The organism is Pedobacter sp. (assembly GCF_046462515.1).
Taxonomy (GTDB): domain Bacteria; phylum Bacteroidota; class Bacteroidia; order Sphingobacteriales; family Sphingobacteriaceae; genus Pedobacter.
The window spans coordinates 114,858-133,790 of sequence record NZ_JBKGVD010000005.1 but is presented as its reverse complement, the minus strand read 5'-3'; the positions used below and the strand labels follow the sequence as shown (position 1 = coordinate 133,790).

11 protein-coding genes and 1 tRNA gene are annotated in these 18,933 nt (G+C 37.0%); 5 read left to right on the top strand and 7 right to left on the bottom strand.

Features of this window, described 5'->3' with window-relative positions:
* Window positions 1–28 precede the first annotated feature (28 nt).
* The gene (locus ACLHG9_RS05590) at window positions 29–1,909 is read right to left on the bottom strand and encodes a DNA topoisomerase IV subunit B (RefSeq protein WP_410220508.1); all 1,881 of its coding nucleotides are present in this window, start codon (window positions 1,907–1,909) and stop codon (window positions 29–31) included.
* 181 nt (window positions 1,910–2,090) lie between these two features.
* Between ACLHG9_RS05590 and ACLHG9_RS05585 the strand changes: the two genes are divergently transcribed.
* The 4 genes from ACLHG9_RS05585 (at window position 2,091) to ACLHG9_RS05570 (ending at window position 6,656) form a co-directional block, all read left to right on the top strand.
* Complete coding sequence (locus ACLHG9_RS05585; RefSeq protein ID WP_410220507.1) at window positions 2,091–3,437, top strand: APC family permease; 1,347 nt, start codon at window positions 2,091–2,093, stop codon at window positions 3,435–3,437.
* 41 nt (window positions 3,438–3,478) lie between these two features.
* Window positions 3,479–4,639 (top strand): trans-sulfuration enzyme family protein, encoded by a 1,161-nt coding sequence (locus tag ACLHG9_RS05580; RefSeq protein WP_410220506.1) that lies wholly within the window; start codon window positions 3,479–3,481, stop codon window positions 4,637–4,639.
* Between the two features lie 18 nt (window positions 4,640–4,657).
* Window positions 4,658–5,125: a CYTH domain-containing protein gene (locus ACLHG9_RS05575; protein ID WP_410220505.1), complete on the top strand. Its 468-nt coding sequence runs from the start codon at window positions 4,658–4,660 to the stop codon at window positions 5,123–5,125.
* Window positions 5,126–5,399: 274 nt separating this feature from the next.
* A complete protein-coding gene (locus ACLHG9_RS05570) occupies window positions 5,400–6,656 on the top strand; it encodes a DEAD/DEAH box helicase (protein WP_410220504.1) in 1,257 nt (418 codons plus the stop codon).
* 16 nt (window positions 6,657–6,672) lie between these two features.
* Here the strand turns inward: ACLHG9_RS05570 and ACLHG9_RS05565 are convergent, their stop codons facing one another.
* Together ACLHG9_RS05565 and ACLHG9_RS05560 are read right to left on the bottom strand one after the other, a co-directional pair.
* Complete coding sequence (locus ACLHG9_RS05565) at window positions 6,673–7,785, bottom strand: metallophosphoesterase (RefSeq protein ID WP_410220503.1); 1,113 nt, start codon at window positions 7,783–7,785, stop codon at window positions 6,673–6,675.
* Window positions 7,786–7,792: 7 nt separating this feature from the next.
* Window positions 7,793–8,287 carry a phosphoheptose isomerase gene (locus ACLHG9_RS05560; protein WP_410220502.1) on the bottom strand — a complete coding sequence of 165 codons (495 nt, stop codon included), beginning with the start codon at window positions 8,285–8,287 and terminating at the stop codon, window positions 7,793–7,795.
* A gap of 335 nt (window positions 8,288–8,622) precedes the next feature.
* On the opposite strand from ACLHG9_RS05560, the gene mgtE reads away from it, so the two are divergent.
* The gene (gene mgtE, locus ACLHG9_RS05555; RefSeq protein WP_410220501.1) at window positions 8,623–10,005 is read left to right on the top strand and encodes a magnesium transporter; all 1,383 of its coding nucleotides are present in this window, start codon (window positions 8,623–8,625) and stop codon (window positions 10,003–10,005) included.
* Window positions 10,006–10,066: 61 nt separating this feature from the next.
* Here mgtE and ACLHG9_RS05550 read toward each other — a convergent pair.
* From ACLHG9_RS05550 to rpoB, 4 genes are all read right to left on the bottom strand, one after another.
* Window positions 10,067–10,140 (bottom strand) — tRNA-Ala (locus ACLHG9_RS05550).
* Between the two features lie 69 nt (window positions 10,141–10,209).
* The gene (locus tag ACLHG9_RS05545; RefSeq protein ID WP_410220500.1) at window positions 10,210–10,524 is read right to left on the bottom strand and encodes a DUF3467 domain-containing protein; all 315 of its coding nucleotides are present in this window, start codon (window positions 10,522–10,524) and stop codon (window positions 10,210–10,212) included.
* 103 nt (window positions 10,525–10,627) lie between these two features.
* The gene (gene rpoC / locus ACLHG9_RS05540; RefSeq protein ID WP_410220499.1) at window positions 10,628–14,911 is read right to left on the bottom strand and encodes a DNA-directed RNA polymerase subunit beta'; all 4,284 of its coding nucleotides are present in this window, start codon (window positions 14,909–14,911) and stop codon (window positions 10,628–10,630) included.
* Between the two features lie 92 nt (window positions 14,912–15,003).
* On the bottom strand, window positions 15,004–18,807 hold the full coding sequence (rpoB, locus tag ACLHG9_RS05535) for a DNA-directed RNA polymerase subunit beta (protein WP_410220498.1): 3,804 nt from the start codon (window positions 18,805–18,807) through the stop codon (window positions 15,004–15,006).
* Window positions 18,808–18,933 lie beyond the last annotated feature (126 nt).

The following is an 18,933-nucleotide window of genomic DNA, read 5'->3' as shown; positions in this document are numbered from 1 at the left end:
TATCATCTTAAATAACATAAAGCAGAGATTATTCATTTAATACTAATTCTTCTGCTTCAGCTTTACGCGCTTCCTCGGCTTCATCTTTCTCAATGCGCAAATTTCTGATAATATGCTGCTGCCTTTCTGGTGTATTTTTTCCCATGTAATATTCTAAAAGACTCTTAATAGTTTGCTCTTTTAAAATCACAGGATCCAGCCGAATATCGTTACCAATAAATATACCAAACTCATCAGGAGAGATTTCACCTAAACCTTTAAAACGGGTAATCTCTGGCTTGCCACCCAGCTTCTCTATTGCATTCTTACGTTCTTCGTCACTGTAACAATAAATAGTTTCTTTTTTATTACGTACCCTGAACAGCGGAGTTTGCAAAATATAAACGTGTCCGGCTTTAACCAAATCGGGGAAAAACTGTAGAAAAAAAGTCATCATCAACAACCGTATATGCATGCCATCAACATCCGCATCAGTAGCAATAACGATGTTATTATAATGTAGGCCCTCTAACCCATCCTCAATATTTAAAGCATGTTGTAAAAGGTTAAACTCTTCATTTTCGTAAACTACTTTTTTAGTAAGCTCAAAACAGTTTAAAGGCTTACCTTTTAAACTGAAAACTGCTTGGGTTTCTACATCTCTCGATTTAGTTATCGATCCCGAAGCAGAATCCCCTTCTGTAATAAACAAGGTTGTTTCATATCTTCTGTCATGATTGGAATTAAAATGTATTTTACAGTCTCTCAACTTTTTATTGTGCAGCGAAGCTTTTTTCGCACGTTCATTGGCCAGTTTTTTGATACCTGCAATGTCTTTCCGCTCACGTTCAGATTGCTTGATACGAGTTTCAATAGCATCTGCTACGTCTTTATGTTTATGTAAATAGTCGTCTAATTCTTTCTTTAAAAAATCATTTACAAAAGTGCGAACTGTTTGGCCATCAGGTGCTACTCTTTCAGATCCCAGCTTTGTTTTGGTCTGCGATTCAAAAACAGGTTCCTGAACGCGAATGGCAATTGCAGCAATAATAGAAGCCCTGATATCTGATGCATCATAATCTTTATTGTAATATTCTCTCAGCGTTTTCACTACAGCTTCCCTAAATGCAGCCTGATGGGTTCCGCCTTGGGTGGTGTATTGTCCATTTACAAAAGAATGGTATTCCTCTCCATATTGCTGTCCGTGCGTCATAGCCACCTCAATATCGTGTCCTTTAAGGTGTATAATCGGATAACGAATTTCTTCCGGTTTATTCTGGCGTGATAATAAATCATACAATCCCCGCTCAGAAAAATATTTCTGGTTATTAAAATTAATTGTTAAACCCGTATTCAGGAAAACATAATTCCAAATCATGCTCTCTACAAAATCAGGGATATAATGGTAGTTTCTAAAGATACTATCATCCGGATAGAAAGTTATAGCCGTTCCGTTTCGCTGAGTAGTCTCAATTTCAGGATGATCGGTAGTGATCAATCCTTTACTGAATTCTACTTTCTTGGTTTTGCCATCGCGATAACTCTGCACAATAAAAGTTGTAGACAAGGCATTTACCGCTTTTGTTCCTACACCGTTCATTCCTACCGATTTCTGAAATGCACTACTGTCATATTTACCTCCAGTATTCATTTTTGACACACAATCTATCACTTTACCCAAAGGAATACCACGTCCGTAATCACGCACATTTACTTTATGATCAGATACAGTAATGTCTATTGTACGCCCTGCTCCCATCATAAACTCATCAATGGAGTTATCCAGAATTTCTTTTAATAAAACATAGATGCCATCATCCTGTGCAGAACCATCTCCCAGCTTACCTATATACATACCCGGTCTGCGGCGAATATGTTCTTGCCAGTCGAGTGATTTGATACTATCTTCGTTATATGCAGGGTTAGCCATTATGTTTTGATTTTATAGTTTGATAAAAAACTAAAGATTTAACCATTATAAGCAAAAATAGCTGTTTATTCTGTCTTTTGTTAGCAGAAATATCAACATTTATACATTTTTACCATATAGCAAGGGCTTATGCTAATAATTGTTAAATTGCAGATTGAAACCTAAAACTAAACTATAAATAATGGAAGAAAAGAAGCAACTTTCCCTCTTTGACTTATCAATGATCGTAGTAAGCCTGGTAATAGGCATGGGAATTTTTAGAACCCCTGTTAACGTAGCTGCTAAAGCGCAGATTCCCGAACTGTTTTTTTTAGCATGGATAGTTGGAGGTTTTGTAGCTTTATGTGGTGCTTTAACTTATGCAGAAATTGGCTCCCGATATCCTGTAACCGGCGGTTATTACAAGATTTTTTCAGTCTGCTATCATCCTTCCATTGCTTTTGCCATCAATTGCATTATTGTTGTGAGTAATGCGGCCTCAGTAGCAGGCGTTTCGTTAATAGGCGCAGAATACCTCAATAAGGCACTTTTTCCTATTGAAATGCAAACCAATGATCATCGTATCCTCATTGGTTTAGTGAGCATTATCATATTTTATACCATTAACCTTTTGGGATTAAGAACCAGTTCCAGAACACAAAATGTGCTAACTATTATTAAGCTGGCAATGGTAATCACTTTAATTTGTGCCATATTTTTTGGAGGACAAACACAGCAATTACCATCAGTTTTTAATACAGAAAGCGGATTGCCAGCTACCTGGAGTGATTATGGAAAAGCTCTTGGAATTTGTTTAATTGCCGTTTCGTTCAGCTTTGGTGGCTACCAGCAAACCATCAATTTTGGCGGTGAGGCTAAAGAAGCAAAAACCGTTATTCCACGTTCAATTTTAGTAGGCTTAGGCATTATCATTACCTTGTATATGGCTATTAACTATGCTTATGTAAAAGTAATTGGTTTTGAGCAGCTAAAAACAGCACAAAGCATTGCAGCTATTTTAGCCGGACAGATATTTGGTCCAACAGGGTTTACCATACTTTCGGTATTGATATTCTTATCTGTGCTCGGCTACGTAAATGTGAATTTATTGAGTAACCCAAGAGCTATGTATGCCATGGGCGAAGAAGGTGCGCTGCCTAAAATATTTACTAAAAAAACAAAGAAGAACGACGTGATGGTGGTAAGTCTAACCCTTTTTACTATTCTATCTATCTTTACCTTATTTTATGCCAAAACCTTCGACAAAATTTTAAACTACACCATTTTTATGGATGGAGCGGGTATGATTTTCTCTGCGGCTACCATTTTTTATCTGCGTAAAAAAACTGCACATCTGGATAAAAACACCATTTATACGATGAAGCTATATCCTTTAATGCCAATCATTTTTATAGGAGCTTATTTATTTGTAGCCATCAGCATTTATAATGATGATCCAAACGCCGCATTAAACGGCATTTATATTTTCTTTGGATTTGTAGCTATCTATTTTATCAGTAAGTTTTTAAATAGAAGTAAAACCATCTAATCCAATTTTAGCTTTTGATTTTTAAATTTTAACTTAACAAAGTGGATATTTCTTACATATTGAACGAACTGGGCGAAGAAAGGGAAAGCTATTTTAACTCCATTGCTCCCCCTATTATACAAACAAGTAATTTTAAGTTCGATACAGTAGAAGCGTTTCGACAGGCCCTTTCAGATGAATACCAGGGAAATTTATATTCAAGGGGTTTTAACCCTACTATTGATATTCTAAGGAAGAAACTGGCTGCATTAGATGGAGCAGAAGATGCCTTAGTTTTTGGCAGTGGTATTGCTGCAGTAACCATACCTGTATTAGCTTTATTACAAAGCGGTGATGAAGTTATATGTGTCGAAAATCCATATAGCTGGACCATTAAACTCTTTAATGATTTTCTTCCAAAATTTGGAATAAAAACCACCTTCGTTGATGGAAGCCAAACTCAAGCTATTGAAAAAGCCATTACACCACAAACTAAGTTGATTTATCTGGAATCGCCCAATACATTTAGTTTTGATGTACAGGATTTAGAAGCTATTGCTAAAATAGCTAAACAGTATGGCATTTATACAATGATTGACAATAGTTACTGTACCCCACTGTATCAACAACCTATTAGCTATGGCATTGATTTGGTAGCACAATCTGCAACCAAATATTTAAGTGGTCACAGTGATGTTGTAGCCGGAGTAATTACGGGTAAAAAGAGCTTAATCAAACAAATATTTGAAAAGGAATACATGAACATAGGTGCCTCCATGTCGCCTCAAAATGCTTGGCTCATCTTACGCGGATTAAGAACTCTTCCTCTTAGATTGGAACAAAGTAGTTCTACAGCCATAAAAGTAATCCGTTTTTTAAACTCACACCCTAAGATAGATCAGGTTATTTATCCTTTTAACCCCAATAATATAACAGTTGAACTGGCTAAAAAACAGATGAAAAAATGTGGAGGTCTGTTTAGTTTTACCTTAAAAGAAAGTAGCATTGACCAAATTGAAACTTTTTGCAATGAATTAAAACATTTTTCAATGGCAGTATCATGGGGAGGTTATGAAAGTTTAATCATACCAGCTTGTGCAGGCATCAGTAAAACTGATTTTGATATCAAAAACAAAAGGCATATCCTGATTAGGGTATATGTTGGCTTGGAAGACCATGAATATTTAATTAAGGATTTAGAACAGGCATTAAAGAAAATATAAATGAGTTAACAACAATTTATGGCTACAGAAATAGAACACAAGTATTTAGTAAACCTAGATATTTGGAAAAATATAATTCCAGATAAAAGTGTTGAAATCAGACAGGCATATTTACAAACTGACCCTGAGAAAACAATTCGTATCAGAACAAAAGACAAATCTGGGTTCATTACTATTAAAGGTAATACTGTTGGTGCTACTAGGCTTGAATTCGAATATGAAATACCAATAGCAGACGCTAATGAATTAATAAATAAATTTTGTTCAAATCTAATTGAAAAGACAAGACATATTGTAACTCATGACAGTAACACTTGGGAAGTAGATGAATTTAAAGGGTTGAACAATGGGCTTATTGTTGCAGAGATAGAATTGACGGATGAAGACGAAAAATATTCAATACCAAATTGGGTAAACAAAAATATAACCGACGACCTAAGGTATGCTAACTCTAATTTGACAATAAAACCCTTTATGACTTGGTAAAATTAACTTTTACTAACATTGATTTAAGGGTTAACATTAAGATATAGCTTAAAGCTTTGTATTTAAGAATCTGTCCAGATGCCCGGTCCAAAACATTAAGATAAATTTTCATTACCTTTGCAACTCGAAGCAGAATTTCTTTAATCATTTAAAGCAACTCGCAAGTTAGTCCTTCAAATAAATGATTGTTCTGGCTTCTTCGACAAGAAACGTTAGTATCTAATATCAGCGTTTTTACTTTTTACTTTTTACTTTTTACTTTTTACTTAACAAAATGTTGTTTACACAATTAAATTTAATTGACCCTATATTAAAGGCTGTTGAATCAGAAGGATATCAAAAGCCAACCCCTATACAGGAAAAAGCTATACCAAGCATTTTAAAAATAAAAGACCTTTTAGGCTGTGCACAAACTGGGACGGGTAAAACCGCGGCTTTCGCCATACCTATGTTGCAAATTCTGCACATGAGGCACCTTAAAACCAATAAAAAAGCGATCAAAGCCTTAGTATTAACCCCTACAAGAGAATTAGCTATTCAGATACAGGACAGTTTTAATGCTTATGGCAAAAATCTTCCCGTTAAAAATACCGTTGTTTATGGCGGTGTTGGGCAACAGCCTCAAGTAGATGCATTAAAAAAAGGTGTTGATATTCTCGTAGCTACTCCCGGCAGATTATTAGATCTGATGAATCAGGGCTATATTAGCTTAAATGATATAGAGATTTTTGTACTGGATGAAGCCGACCGTATGTTAGATATGGGGTTTATTCATGACGTTAAAAAAATAGTAAGCAAGCTCCCAGCGAAAAGACAAACCTTGTTTTTCTCAGCTACAATGCCTCCAGAAATACAAAAACTAGCAAATACCATTTTAAAAGATCCGGTTACCGTAGAAGTTACCCCTGTATCTTCTACCGCCGAAACCATTAACCAATCTGTTTATTTTGTAGATAAACCCGATAAAAAGAAACTTTTTAAACATCTTTTAACTGAGCTTAAGATTGATCATACTTTGGTTTTTACCCGTACAAAGCATGGAGCTGATCGGATAGCAAAAGATTTAGCAAAAGAAGGTATCAAAGCTGCTGCCATACACGGTGATAAATCCCAAGGTGCAAGACAAAGAGCTTTAACCGATTTTAAAGACAGAAAAATCAATGTATTAGTAGCTACCGATATTGCCGCTCGAGGTATTGATATCGATGACTTAACACATGTTTTCAATTTCGATCTTCCCAATATCCCCGAAACCTATGTACACCGAATTGGCAGAACAGGTAGAGCTGGAGTAAATGGAAATGCCATTTCTTTTGTTGATGCAGAGGAGAACGAATACCTGATTGCTATTCATAAATTGATCAAAAGAGTAATCCCTATTGTGGAACAACATCCTTACCCTTTAAGCTGGCAAAAAATGATAGCCCAGAAAGAAGTAAGCAGAAAGCCTCAGAAAGACAGCAAGAGCAATGCAGCCGCAACAAAAAATAAACAAAAGAAATTTCACCGAAAAGGGCAAAGACATAAATAACTGGGGATAATCCCAGTTATTTATTTAGTGGTTTCTTATCACCTGTAAGGTCAAGTTTATACCACTGTTTATTTTCATACAACACGGCTTGGTGATTTCCTTCATGCTGGTTCACATCAACAGCAAGTACTTTGCCATTATAATAAAAGCTGATGTTATTTTTTAAAATGGTATGCCCAACTATTATACATTTTGCATGGTACATTTTTAAAGTCTGATCTACAGCACTTTCTTCCAAAGGGGGTCCCTTAAAATATCCCCGGTACCAAAATAAGCCTATTGTACTGCTAAATATATCCAATATCTTTTGATCCGTAACTGTATTTTTAAGATCTTTCCAACCTATATAAGGCTTAGATATTTGATTTAATTCTTCTACACTTAACTTCAGGCCATTTACTTCTGGCGATATACCTCCGTGAAGACACAGGTTATTACCTATTTTCTCTATAAGGTTTTTACTCCTTAACCACCTCCCCAATTCCGTGTTTTCATCATACAGATTATCATAAGAAGTATTCATCAATTCGGCACTTTTTAGATATTTTTTATCGAGGTATTTTAGATTACCCGCTAAATTCATAATATCATGATTGCCTAAAATCGTATGTACATAACCACCCTTGGTCTTAGCATCATCCTCCAGTTTATACAATAACCAGAGGGTTGCCGGAACTTCTTTTCCTCTGTCAAATAAATCACCACAAACCACTACATGACCTTTACCAAACGTCCATTCGTACTTTTCGTTAATGATCTTATTAGCCAATAACAGATTCCTAAACGCATCAAACTCACCTTCAATATCAGAAATTACAAACATTTTTTCTGGCTGCTTCCATACAGATGGTTCATTTGTTATGTTCTTTCTTAAATCCACCTGAAAATTCTTATCAGGAAAATCAGAAAACTTAACTTCAATTTTAACGTTTCCCTTATTTATCCGGGCGTAAGACTTTAAAGAAGCATTTACAGATCTGTAATCTATTGTTTTAACTAAAATACTGTCGCCTTGATAAATTAAATAAGGGCCGTCAAATTCATTTTTGTTTTTTTCTGTCTTTTGAGCATTCGCACAAAAAGTAAAGAAGAAAAAAATAAGAAGTAAAGGCTTAAGATATGTAGACATTAGGAATTTAATCTTGTCTCCCGAAATCATCTTGGACCCTAACAATATCATCTTCATCTGAAGGATGATTAGCATCCGTATGTTGCCAGATCTCGGCCACAATTGCCCAGTCATCTAAACCCACTAGGCGGTGACGCGTACCACAATCTATTTTAACCTGCTCTCCCTCATTCAAAGTTACTTGAGGTCCTGCCTCATCTGTTGGACTCGTTATAATAGCCACTTTGCCTTTTACCACTTGCCAGATCTCAGCTCTGCGATGGTGATACTGCCACGATAAACGTGTATAGGGAGCTACAATTAACATTTTAGGACTTAATTTGCCGCTTATCTTAAGTAAGTCAACATCTAATCCTTTAAAGTAAGTATCTGCAAATTTCTGAGCCTGAGTTTCATCAATATAAAAGAAACCACCCCACGGTCGGTTTTCTTCATAACCCGTTACCCTAAATCCTTGCTCTTGTAAATTTTCTGAAACTTCTTTAAATAATTGGGACTTCATGATGCGGAAATATTATTCAAAGACTAATATATCACTTTTTTCTATTACGAAAAAATCCTGACTGCAAAGCCTAAAATCCTAAGAAGGCTTTTAACAAGCTAAAGTTTGGATAAATCATCACTTAACATCTTAAATAATATCATTAAAATTTAAAGAAACCATATCAGAGATTATAATGTTTATATGCTTAGCGTTTACGGTTCTCTCTTAACTGCTTTAGGGTAATTTTGGTATGTTTTATCGGTGCTGATTTGTAAAAAATAAATCATTAAAACTCAGTATATCTATTTTCCCTACTAGTTTGGAGAAAAATGATGAGATAAAAATATTAAGATATGCATCAGGAATTAGAATGGAAAGACTTAGCAAAAAGATTAGATGCTTTATTAGCCGATAAAAATAAGATTAACCTAACAGAAGGATTAAAAGATATATTGAAGGGACAAGCGACAGCCAATATAGCGCTTGCAATGGAAGAACTATCACCTGAGCACTCATGTCAGGTGATCGAGTCTCTCGATATTTCTACAGCAACTGAAGTATTAGCTAAACTTGAGCCTGAAAGAACAAATAAAATTCTTGAATTACATCCTGAAAGATTACCAGATCTCATTAAATCATTACCTCCACGTGAAGCTGCTGCAATCATCACAGATATCCCTTCTCAATTGAGAAAAGCACAGCAAAAGAAAATAGCAGATTTAGAGGCAGTGGAAGATGCTCAAAACAGGCTCTGTTACCCTAAAGGTTCTGTAGGAAGATTGATGACTACCCAGTTTGTACGTTTAGCTAAAGGCACTTCAATAGCAGAAGCAATAAATATCATTAAAAGTACAGATCCCGCTATAGACATACCTGATGATGTATATGTTGTGGAAGAAATTCAAAATTCTTCGGGCTATCGTTTGTTAGGCGTAATTTCTATCCGAGAAATATTGATGAGTGATCCACATTCAATTGTTGATGATGTAATGGCTACGGATGTCGTTTCTGTTATTGCAAATGCAGATGAAACTGATGCTGCAGCCATTCTTTCAAAATATAAGTTTATGAGCTTACCGGTAACGGATCAGAATGGTTATTTGGTTGGTGTTATACCAGCAGATGATTTAATGCCCATCATTGTAAACAGATTACGTCAATTATATACGCAGGCTGTAGGTACTGATGCAGAAAATATGGAACGACTAAGTCCATTACAAGCTGCAAAATTACGGGTTCCCTGGCTTTTGGGTACAATGCTGATCGAACTTATGGCGGGTATGATTATTTCCCACTTTGATTCTGTGCTTCAGAAGATTATTCTACTTACATCATTTATGCCGGTAATATCAGCAATATCGGGTAATGTAGGCTTACAGGCTGCAGCCATTACTGTTAGGGCATTGGATATGAAATCAACCAAAAAGAATATCTGGGTATCTTTAAAAAAAGAGAGTTTAACTACTTTATTGATGGCCGTTGCCTGTGGTTTGGTATTGGGTACCATAGGTGCCATATGGGCAAAACATGTTCCATTCGGTATTGTAATTGGCATAGCACTTACCTGTTCAATGCTTACAGCGGGTTTAATGGGTACTGTTATCCCTTCTGTTTCAAAAAAGTTAGGCTTTGATCCTGCTACTACTGCGGGTCCTTTTGAAACAGCATTTCAAGATATTATCGGTTTTGCAGTATTTCTTGGTTTAGCTACTTTTTTACAGCACTGGATGATATAGACCAGTTCTTGATAGGAAACCAATAAAAAAAGCGGAAGAAATAAATCACTTCCGCTTTAAGTGGAGATTGCCGGATTCGAACCGGCCACCTCTTGCCTGCCAGGCAAGCGCTCTAGCCAAATGAGCTAAACCCCCATTGCGACGGCAAATCTAAATATTTTTAACAATTTAACAATTGATTATTGAAAATATTTTAGCCAAGATTTAAGCTTGTGCTGTTGGTCCACCAAATCCCATCGGGAAACCTGAATTTTCATCAAATGTTTTAATTCTTCCGTTGGCTTGTTCAAACTTATCTATATTATCCTGTAATGCCTGCGCTAAACGTTTAGCATGCTCTGGCGTTAAAATAATTCTTGATTTAACTTTGGCTTTAGGTATTCCCGGCATAACCCTGATAAAATCCAGCACAAACTCTGTGTTAGAGTGGGTAATAATAGCTAAGTTAGAAAAAGTACCTTCTGCCACTTCTTCAGACAGTTCTATATTTAATTGATTGTCGTTTTGTTGCTCTTCCATCTCACAAAGCTAATTATTTTATTGATAAAGGATTAATTACTCAATAAAAAATCCCTAGCGAAAACACCAGGGATTTAGTCAAACCTTTCGGTCTGTTATAGGATTAAGCCTCTACTTCTTCTTTAGAAGCTAATAATTTATCATATTCTTCCTGAGAACCTACAATGATGCGCTCATAGCCACGTAAACCCGTTCCAGAAGGGATTAAGTGCCCTACAATTACATTCTCTTTCAGTCCCAGCATACTGTCTTTTTTACCTGCAATAGCAGCTTCGTTCAGCACCTTAGTGGTTTCTTGGAATGAAGCGGCAGAGATAAACGATTTAGTACCTAATGAAGCTCTGGTGATACCTTGTAAGATAGAACTTGCCGTTGCTGGTCTTGCATCACGTACTTCAATCTGAGCCAGATCCTGACGTTTTAATTGAGAATTTTCGTCTCTTAATTTACGTAAAGAAATAATCTGACCAGGTTTTACAGTAGTTGAATCACCTGCTTCAACAACAACTTTCTTATCAAAGATGTCATCGTTCTCATCCATAAAGTCCCAACGGTCTACAGCATCATTTTCTAAGAAACGGGTATCTCCCGGATCTTCAATATGAACTTTCTGCATCATTTGATGTACAATTACTTCAAAGTGTTTATCATTGATTTTTACACCTTGTAAACGATAAACCTCTTGGATACCATTCACTAAGTATTCTTGTACAGCAGCAGGTCCTTTAATAGCTAAGATATCAGCCGGAGAAATAGAACCATCTGATAAAGGCATACCGGCTTTAACAAAGTCGTTATCCTGAACCAAAATATGTTTAGAAAGTGGAACAAGATATTTCTTCATTTCACCATCTCTTGATTCTATCGTAATCTCACGGTTACCACGTTTGATACCACCTAAAGTTACCACACCATCAATCTCAGTAACAACTGCAGGGTTTGAAGGGTTACGAGCTTCAAATAACTCAGTTACACGAGGTAAACCACCCGTAATATCTCGGGTTTTACCAGTAGCTCGAGGTATCTTAACTAATACCTGACCGCTTTGAACGTTTTCACCTTCATCAACAGCAATGTGTGCGCCTACAGGAATATTATAAGACCTGATCAATTCGCCTTTTTTATCTAATACCTTAATAGAAGGGTTTTTCGTTTTATCACGAGTATCGATAATTACTTTTTCACGGTGACCAGTTTGCTCATCAGATTCTTCACGGAAAGTTACACCTTCGATAATTGCATCGAATTCGATTTTACCAGCAAATTCTGAGATGATAACCGCATTGTATGGATCCCAAGAAACTATTTTATCTCCTTTAGCAACTTTATCTCCTTCTTTAACAAACAAGAATGCACCGTAAGGAATATTGTTATTAACGATAACTTTATTAGTCCCCGGTTCAACAATCCTAAACTCACCAGAACGACCTAATACTACTTCAACTTCTCCATCTTCGGTTTTAGTTGGTACAGTACGTAAGTTCTCAAATTCTATAACACCATCAAATTTCGCGGTAATTTGAGACTCAGCAGCAATGTTACTCGCCGTACCACCCACGTGGAAAGTACGAAGTGTTAACTGTGTACCCGGCTCACCAATTGATTGTGCAGCGATTACACCTACAGCTTCACCTTTTTGTACACGTTTACCAGTTGCTAAGTTGCGACCATAACATAATGCACAAACACCACGCTTGTTCTCACAAGTTAATACCGAACGGATTTCGATACCTTCCAACGGAGACTCTTCAATAGCTTTAGCGATATCTTCATCAATATCCTGACCTGCACCTACCAATAACTCACCGTTTAATGGGTTGTACACATCGTGTAATGAAGTACGTCCTAAAATACGTTCATATAAAGGTTCTACAATATCTTCGTTATCTTTCAACGCTGTAGTGTACATACCTCTTAAAGTACCACAATCTACATCATTAACGATCATATCTTGTGCTACGTCATGCAAACGACGAGTTAAGTAACCCGCATCCGCCGTTTTTAACGCCGTATCCGCCAAACCTTTACGGGCACCGTGGGTAGAGATAAAGTATTCTAATACAGATAAACCTTCTTTAAAGTTTGAAAGGATCGGGTTTTCAATAATATCACCACCTGAACCAGATTTCTGAGGTTTCGCCATCAAGCCCCTCATACCTGCCAACTGACGGATCTGCTCTTTAGAACCACGGGCTCCGGAGTCAAGCATCATGTAAACAGAGTTGAAACCTTGGTTATCTGATGATAATTGGTTCATCACAAACGTTGTTAAACGGTTGTTGATACGAGTCCAGATATCGATAATTTGGTTGTAGCGTTCGTTGTTGGTAATGAAACCCATATTATAGTTGTTTCTTACCTCTTCAACTTCGTTAGCAGCCTGTTCTAATAAAGTATGTTTTTCAACCGGAATGTTTACGTCTTGTAAGTTGAACGATAAACCTCCGCGGAATGCACTTTGGAAACCTAATTCTTTGATATCATCCAAGAATTTAGATGAACGGGCCATACCAGTCATTTTTACGACTTCACCAATAATATCTCTTAAAGATTTTTTGGTTAATAGTTCGTTGATATAACCTACTTCTTCAGGTACTAATTGATTAAATAACACACGGCCTACAGTAGTATCAATTAACTTGTTTACAATAGTTCCATCTGCTTCTTTAACGTTTGCTTTTACCTTGATCCAGGCATGAAGGTCAACTTTTTGCTCATTGTAAGCAATAATAACCTCTTCTGCCGAATAGAAGCTCATTCCCTGACCTTTTACTACTCTCTTATCGTCAGTTTTACGGCCTTTAGTGATATAGTAAAGACCCAAAACCATGTCTTGAGAAGGTACAGTAATAGGCGTACCGTTAGCAGGGTTTAAGATATTGTGAGCAGCCAACATCAACACTTGGGCTTCTAAAATTGCAGCATTACCTAATGGTAAGTGAACTGCCATCTGGTCACCGTCAAAGTCGGCGTTGAACGCTGTACATACTAATGGGTGTAACTGGATAGCTTTACCCTCAACTAATTTAGGTTGAAAAGCCTGAATACCTAAACGGTGTAACGTAGGTGCACGGTTTAGCAATACTGGATGTCCTTTTAATACGTTTTCAAGAATGTCCCAAACAATAGGATCTTTTCTATCTACGATTTTTTTAGCTGATTTTACGGTTTTTACTACACCTCTTTCAATCATCTTACGAATGATGAACGGTTTGTAAAGCTCGGCAGCCATATCTTTTGGTAAACCGCATTCATGTAATTTAAGGTTTGGACCTACAACAATTACCGAACGAGCAGAATAATCCACACGTTTACCTAATAAGTTTTGACGGAAACGACCTTGTTTACCTTTCAAGATATCTGAAAGCGATTTCAAGGCACGGTTACCTTCAGTTTTAACCGCATTTACTTTACGTGAGTTATCAAATAACGAATCTACAGCTTCCTGTAACATACGTTTTTCGTTACGTAAAATAACTTCTGGCGCTTTAATCTCGATCAAACGTTTTAAACGGTTGTTACGGATAATTACACGACGATATAAATCGTTCAAATCTGAAGTTGCGAAACGACCACCTTCCAATGGAACTAATGGACGTAACTCTGGTGGAATAACCGGAACAATCTTGATGATCATCCATTCTGGGTTATTCTCGATATTTTTTCTTGAGCCACGGAAAGCCTCCACAACTTGAAGACGTTTTAACGCTTCATTTTTACGTTGCTGAGAAGTTTCGTTAGCTGCCTGGTGACGTAAGTTATAAGATAAGCTATCTAAGTCAATACGTTTCAACAAATCTTCTAAAGCTTCTGCACCCATTTTGGCTACAAATTTATTAGGGTCTTTGTCGTCTAAGTATTGGTTTTCTTTAGGTAATTTATCTAAAATATCAAGGTACTCCTCTTCGGTTAAGAAATCCATGAACTGGATACCCTGCTCAGCCATTAAACCAGCTTGGATAACTACATAACGCTCGTAGTAAATGATCAAGTCTAATTTTTTGGTTGGCAAACCTAAAAGATAACCGATTTTGTTAGGTAAAGAACGGAAATACCAGATATGCGCAACTGGAACCACCAAATTGATGTGTCCCATACGCTCTCTACGTACTTTCTTTTCAGTTACTTCAACACCACAACGGTCACAAACAATACCTTTATAACGGATACGTTTGTATTTACCGCAATGACATTCGTAATCTTTTACCGGACCAAAAATACGCTCGCAGAACAAACCATCACGTTCTGGTTTGTAAGTACGATAATTAATGGTCTCAGGTTTTAAAACTTCACCGCTCGAACGCTCCAAAATGTTCTCTGGAGAAGCCAAGCTAATGGTAATGGAAGTGAAGTTACTTTTTAATTTATTATCCTTTTTGTAAGACATATCTTTTTCTTTAATGATTGAAGGATTGAGTGATTGAATGAGTAAATAATGGGCTAACCATCATTCACTCATCCACTCATTCTTTCATTCTATTAGTCTAACGTAATATCTAAACCTAAGCCGCGTAACTCGTGTACCAATACGTTGAACGATTCTGGTACGCCAGGAGTCGGTAAGTTTTCGCCTTTAACAATGGCTTCGTAAGTTTTGGCTCTTCCAATAACATCATCCGATTTAACGGTCAAGATCTCTTGAAGGATATTAGCAGCACCGAATGCCTCTAATGCCCAAACCTCCATCTCACCAAAACGCTGACCACCAAACTGGGCTTTACCACCCAATGGTTGCTGTGTAATTAATGAGTATGGTCCGATAGAACGGGCGTGCATCTTATCATCAACCATGTGACCTAGTTTCAGCATATAGATAATACCTACAGTAGTTGGCTGGTCAAATTTCTCGCCTGTTAAACCATTATTTAAGTACGTTCTGCCAGAAGCTGGCAAGCCTGCTTTAGCAATCCACTCTTCAACCTCATCACTCTTAGCACCGTCAAAAATTGGAGTAGCGAATTTCACACCCAATTCTTTACCGGCCCAAGCCAGTACAGTTTCGTAGATCTGGCCCAAGTTCATACGCGAAGGTACACCCAGTGGGTTCAACACAATATCAACCGGAGTTCCATCGTCTAAGAAAGGCATATCTTCATCACGTACAATACGGGCAACAATACCCTTGTTACCGTGACGACCGGCCATCTTATCACCTACTTTTAACTTACGTTTTTTAGCGATATAAACTTTAGCCATCTGTACAATTCCTGAAGGTAACTCATCACCAACGCTGATCGCAAATTTCTCACGTTTATATGCACCTAATTCTTCATTAACTCTGATACCGTAGTTATGTAACAAGATCTTGATCTGCTCATTTTTATCCTCATCAGTAGTCCATTTAAATGGATTGATGTGATTGTAATCAATATCAGATAATAATTTTTGCGTAAACTTAGCACCTTTAGCAATAAGCATTTCCTTGTACACATTAAATACACCCTGAGATGTTTTACCATTTACAATCTGGAATAACTTATCAACTAATTCGTTTTTAAGATTTTCGCTGATGATATTATATTTTTTATCTAATTTCTCAATAGCCGCTTTTTCTTCTGCTTTAGAAGTTTTCTTAGCTCTTGAGAATAATTTAGTATCGATAACTACGCCTTTGATTGATGGAGGTGTTTTTAAAGATGCATCTTTTACATCACCTGCTTTATCACCAAAGATAGCACGAAGTAATTTTTCCTCTGGCGAAGGATCAGACTCTCCTTTTGGTGTAATTTTACCAATCAGGATATCGCCTTCTTTAACTTCAGCACCGATACGGATGATACCATTTTCATCAAGATCTTTAGTAGCCTCTTCAGAAACGTTAGGAATATCCGGAGTTAACTCCTCTTCACCACGTTTAGTATCACGTACTTCAAGTTCAAATTCTTCGATGTGTAATGAAGTAAAGATATCTTCTCTAACAATACGCTCGTTAATTACAATCGCATCCTCAAAGTTATATCCTTGCCAAGGCATGAAAGCTACTTTTAAGTTTCTTCCTAATGCCAACTCACCATCTTGAGTTGCATAACCTTCGCAAAGCACCTGTCCTTTAGTAACTTTTTGACCTTTCTTAACGATAGGTTTCAAGTTGATACAAGTATTTTGGTTGGTTTTCTTGAACTTGGTCAATTTATATGTTCTGCTATCACCTTCAAAAGAAATCAAACGATCTATTTCGTTTCTCTCATATTTAATAGTGATCTCATTTGCATCCACATATTCTACAACTCCATTTCCCTCCGCATTGATTAAAGTTCTTGAGTCACGGGCCACGCGACCTTCTAAACCTGTACCTACAATAGGAGCTTCTGGACGTAACAATGGTACAGCCTGACGTTGCATGTTCGATCCCATCAATGCACGGTTCGCATCATCATGCTCTAAGAACGGAATTAACGAAGCTGCAATTGAAGTAATCTGGTTAGGCGCAATATCCATCAAGTCTAATTTCTCAGGCTCGATAATTGGGAAGTCACCTTCATAACGTGCTTTAACACGTGATGTTGCGAAATTTCCTTTATCATCGTACTGAGCATTAGCCTGAGCAATAGTTTTACCATCCTCATCCTCTGCAGAAAGATAGATTACATCCTCATCAACTACAACTTTACCATCAACTACTTTTTTGTAAGGAGTTTCGATAAAACCTAAATTATTGATTTTAGCATGAACGCAAAGAGATGAAATCAAACCAATGTTTGGCCCCTCAGGAGTTTCGATAGTACACAAACGACCGTAGTGCGTATAGTGAACGTCACGAACCTCGAAACCTGCACGCTCACGAGATAAACCACCTGGACCTAAAGCCGAAAGACGACGCTTGTGCGTAATTTCTGCCAATGGGTTGGTTTGGTCCATGAACTGTGAAAGTTGGTTGGTACCAAAGAAAGAGTTGATAACAGATGATAATGTACGAGCATTGATCAGATCTGTTGGAGTAAACACTTCGTTATCGCGGATGTTCATACGCTCACGGATTGTTCGGGCCATACGTGCCAAACCTACACCGAACTGTGCGTACAACTGCTCGCCTACGGTCCGTACACGACGGTTAGACAAGTGATCGATATCATCTACTTCTTCTTTAGAATTGATTAGTTTGATCAAATATTTAACGATCGCTATGATATCTGCTTTTGTTAAAACCTTAACATCTTCAGGAGTATCCATTTTCAATTTACGGTTGATGCGGTAACGACCTACATCCCCTAAATCATAACGTTTGTCTGAGAAGAATAAACGCTCGATGATACCTCTTGCTGTTTCCTCATCAGGCGGTTCTGCATTACGCAGAGCACGGTAAATGTTCTCTACAGCCTCTTTCTCAGAGTTTGAAGTATCTTTCTGTAAAGTATTATATATAATGGTATAATCAGCTTGCGATGCACCATCATCTTTAGATAGGATGATAGTTTTAACACCCGCATCGATGATTAAATCAATATGCTCATCTTCTAAAATGGTATCCCTGTCTAAGATAACTTCGTTACGGTCAATTGAAACTACCTCACCTGTATCTTCATCTACGAAATCTTCAACCCATTTTCTTAAAACTCTGGCGGCTAATTTACGTCCGATATATTTCTTCAAACCAGATTTGCTCACTTTTACTTCGTCAGCTAAATCAAAAAGTTCCAAGATATCTTTATCAGAATCGTAACCGATAGCCCTCAATAATGTAGTTACAGGGAATTTTTTCTTACGGTCGATATAAGCATACATTACGTTGTTAACGTCTGTAGCAAACTCAATCCAAGAACCTTTAAACGGAATAACACGGGCTGAATAAAGTTTTGTTCCGTTAGTGTGGCGGCTTTGCCCAAAGAACACACCTGGCGATCTGTGCAACTGCGATACAATTACACGTTCTGCTCCGTTAATCACAAAAGTACCTTTAGGGGTCATGTAAGGAATGGTTCCTAAATATACATCTTGGATAATCGTTTCAAAATCTTCGTGTTCTGCATCATTACAAGAAAGCTTAAGCTTTGCTTTTAACGGCACACTGTACGTTAATCCGCGATCTATACATTCAGCGATGTCATAACGTGGCGGATCAATAAAATAATCTAAGAACTCTAAAACAAAAATGTTTCTAGAATCTGTAATTGGAAAATTTTCGGCAAAAACCTTAAATAAACCTTCTGTATGACGGTTATCTGAAGTGGTTTCTATCTGAAAAAATTCTCTAAATGATTGCAACTGCACATCCAGAAAATCTGGATAATCGATAATGTGCTTACTACGTGCAAAATTTACTCTTTGGTCTACTTTGTTTGCCAAGGGACTAAATTTTTTAGTTTAAGAATTAAACTATTTTTTGGTTTTAAAAAGGAGACATCTCATCAACCAAACAAATGAAATGTTTATAAACGGGAATAGACTCCGACTTTAAAGTCGGAGTCTTTT

Excerpts from the sequence above, each read along its gene's own strand:
- mgtE (WP_410220501.1), top strand. The coding sequence starts at position 8,623 with ATGCATCAGGAATTAGAATGGAAAGACTTAGCAAAAAGATTAGATGCT.
- ACLHG9_RS05545 (WP_410220500.1), bottom strand. The coding sequence starts at position 10,524 with ATGGAAGAGCAACAAAACGACAATCAATTAAATATAGAACTGTCTGAA.
- ACLHG9_RS05585 (WP_410220507.1), top strand. The coding sequence starts at position 2,091 with ATGGAAGAAAAGAAGCAACTTTCCCTCTTTGACTTATCAATGATCGTA.
- rpoC (WP_410220499.1), bottom strand. The coding sequence starts at position 14,911 with ATGTCTTACAAAAAGGATAATAAATTAAAAAGTAACTTCACTTCCATT.
- ACLHG9_RS05590 (WP_410220508.1), bottom strand. The coding sequence starts at position 1,909 with ATGGCTAACCCTGCATATAACGAAGATAGTATCAAATCACTCGACTGG.
- ACLHG9_RS05565 (WP_410220503.1), bottom strand. The coding sequence starts at position 7,785 with ATGTCTACATATCTTAAGCCTTTACTTCTTATTTTTTTCTTCTTTACT.
- ACLHG9_RS05570 (WP_410220504.1), top strand. The coding sequence starts at position 5,400 with ATGTTGTTTACACAATTAAATTTAATTGACCCTATATTAAAGGCTGTT.
- ACLHG9_RS05560 (WP_410220502.1), bottom strand. The coding sequence starts at position 8,287 with ATGAAGTCCCAATTATTTAAAGAAGTTTCAGAAAATTTACAAGAGCAA.
- ACLHG9_RS05575 (WP_410220505.1), top strand. The coding sequence starts at position 4,658 with ATGGCTACAGAAATAGAACACAAGTATTTAGTAAACCTAGATATTTGG.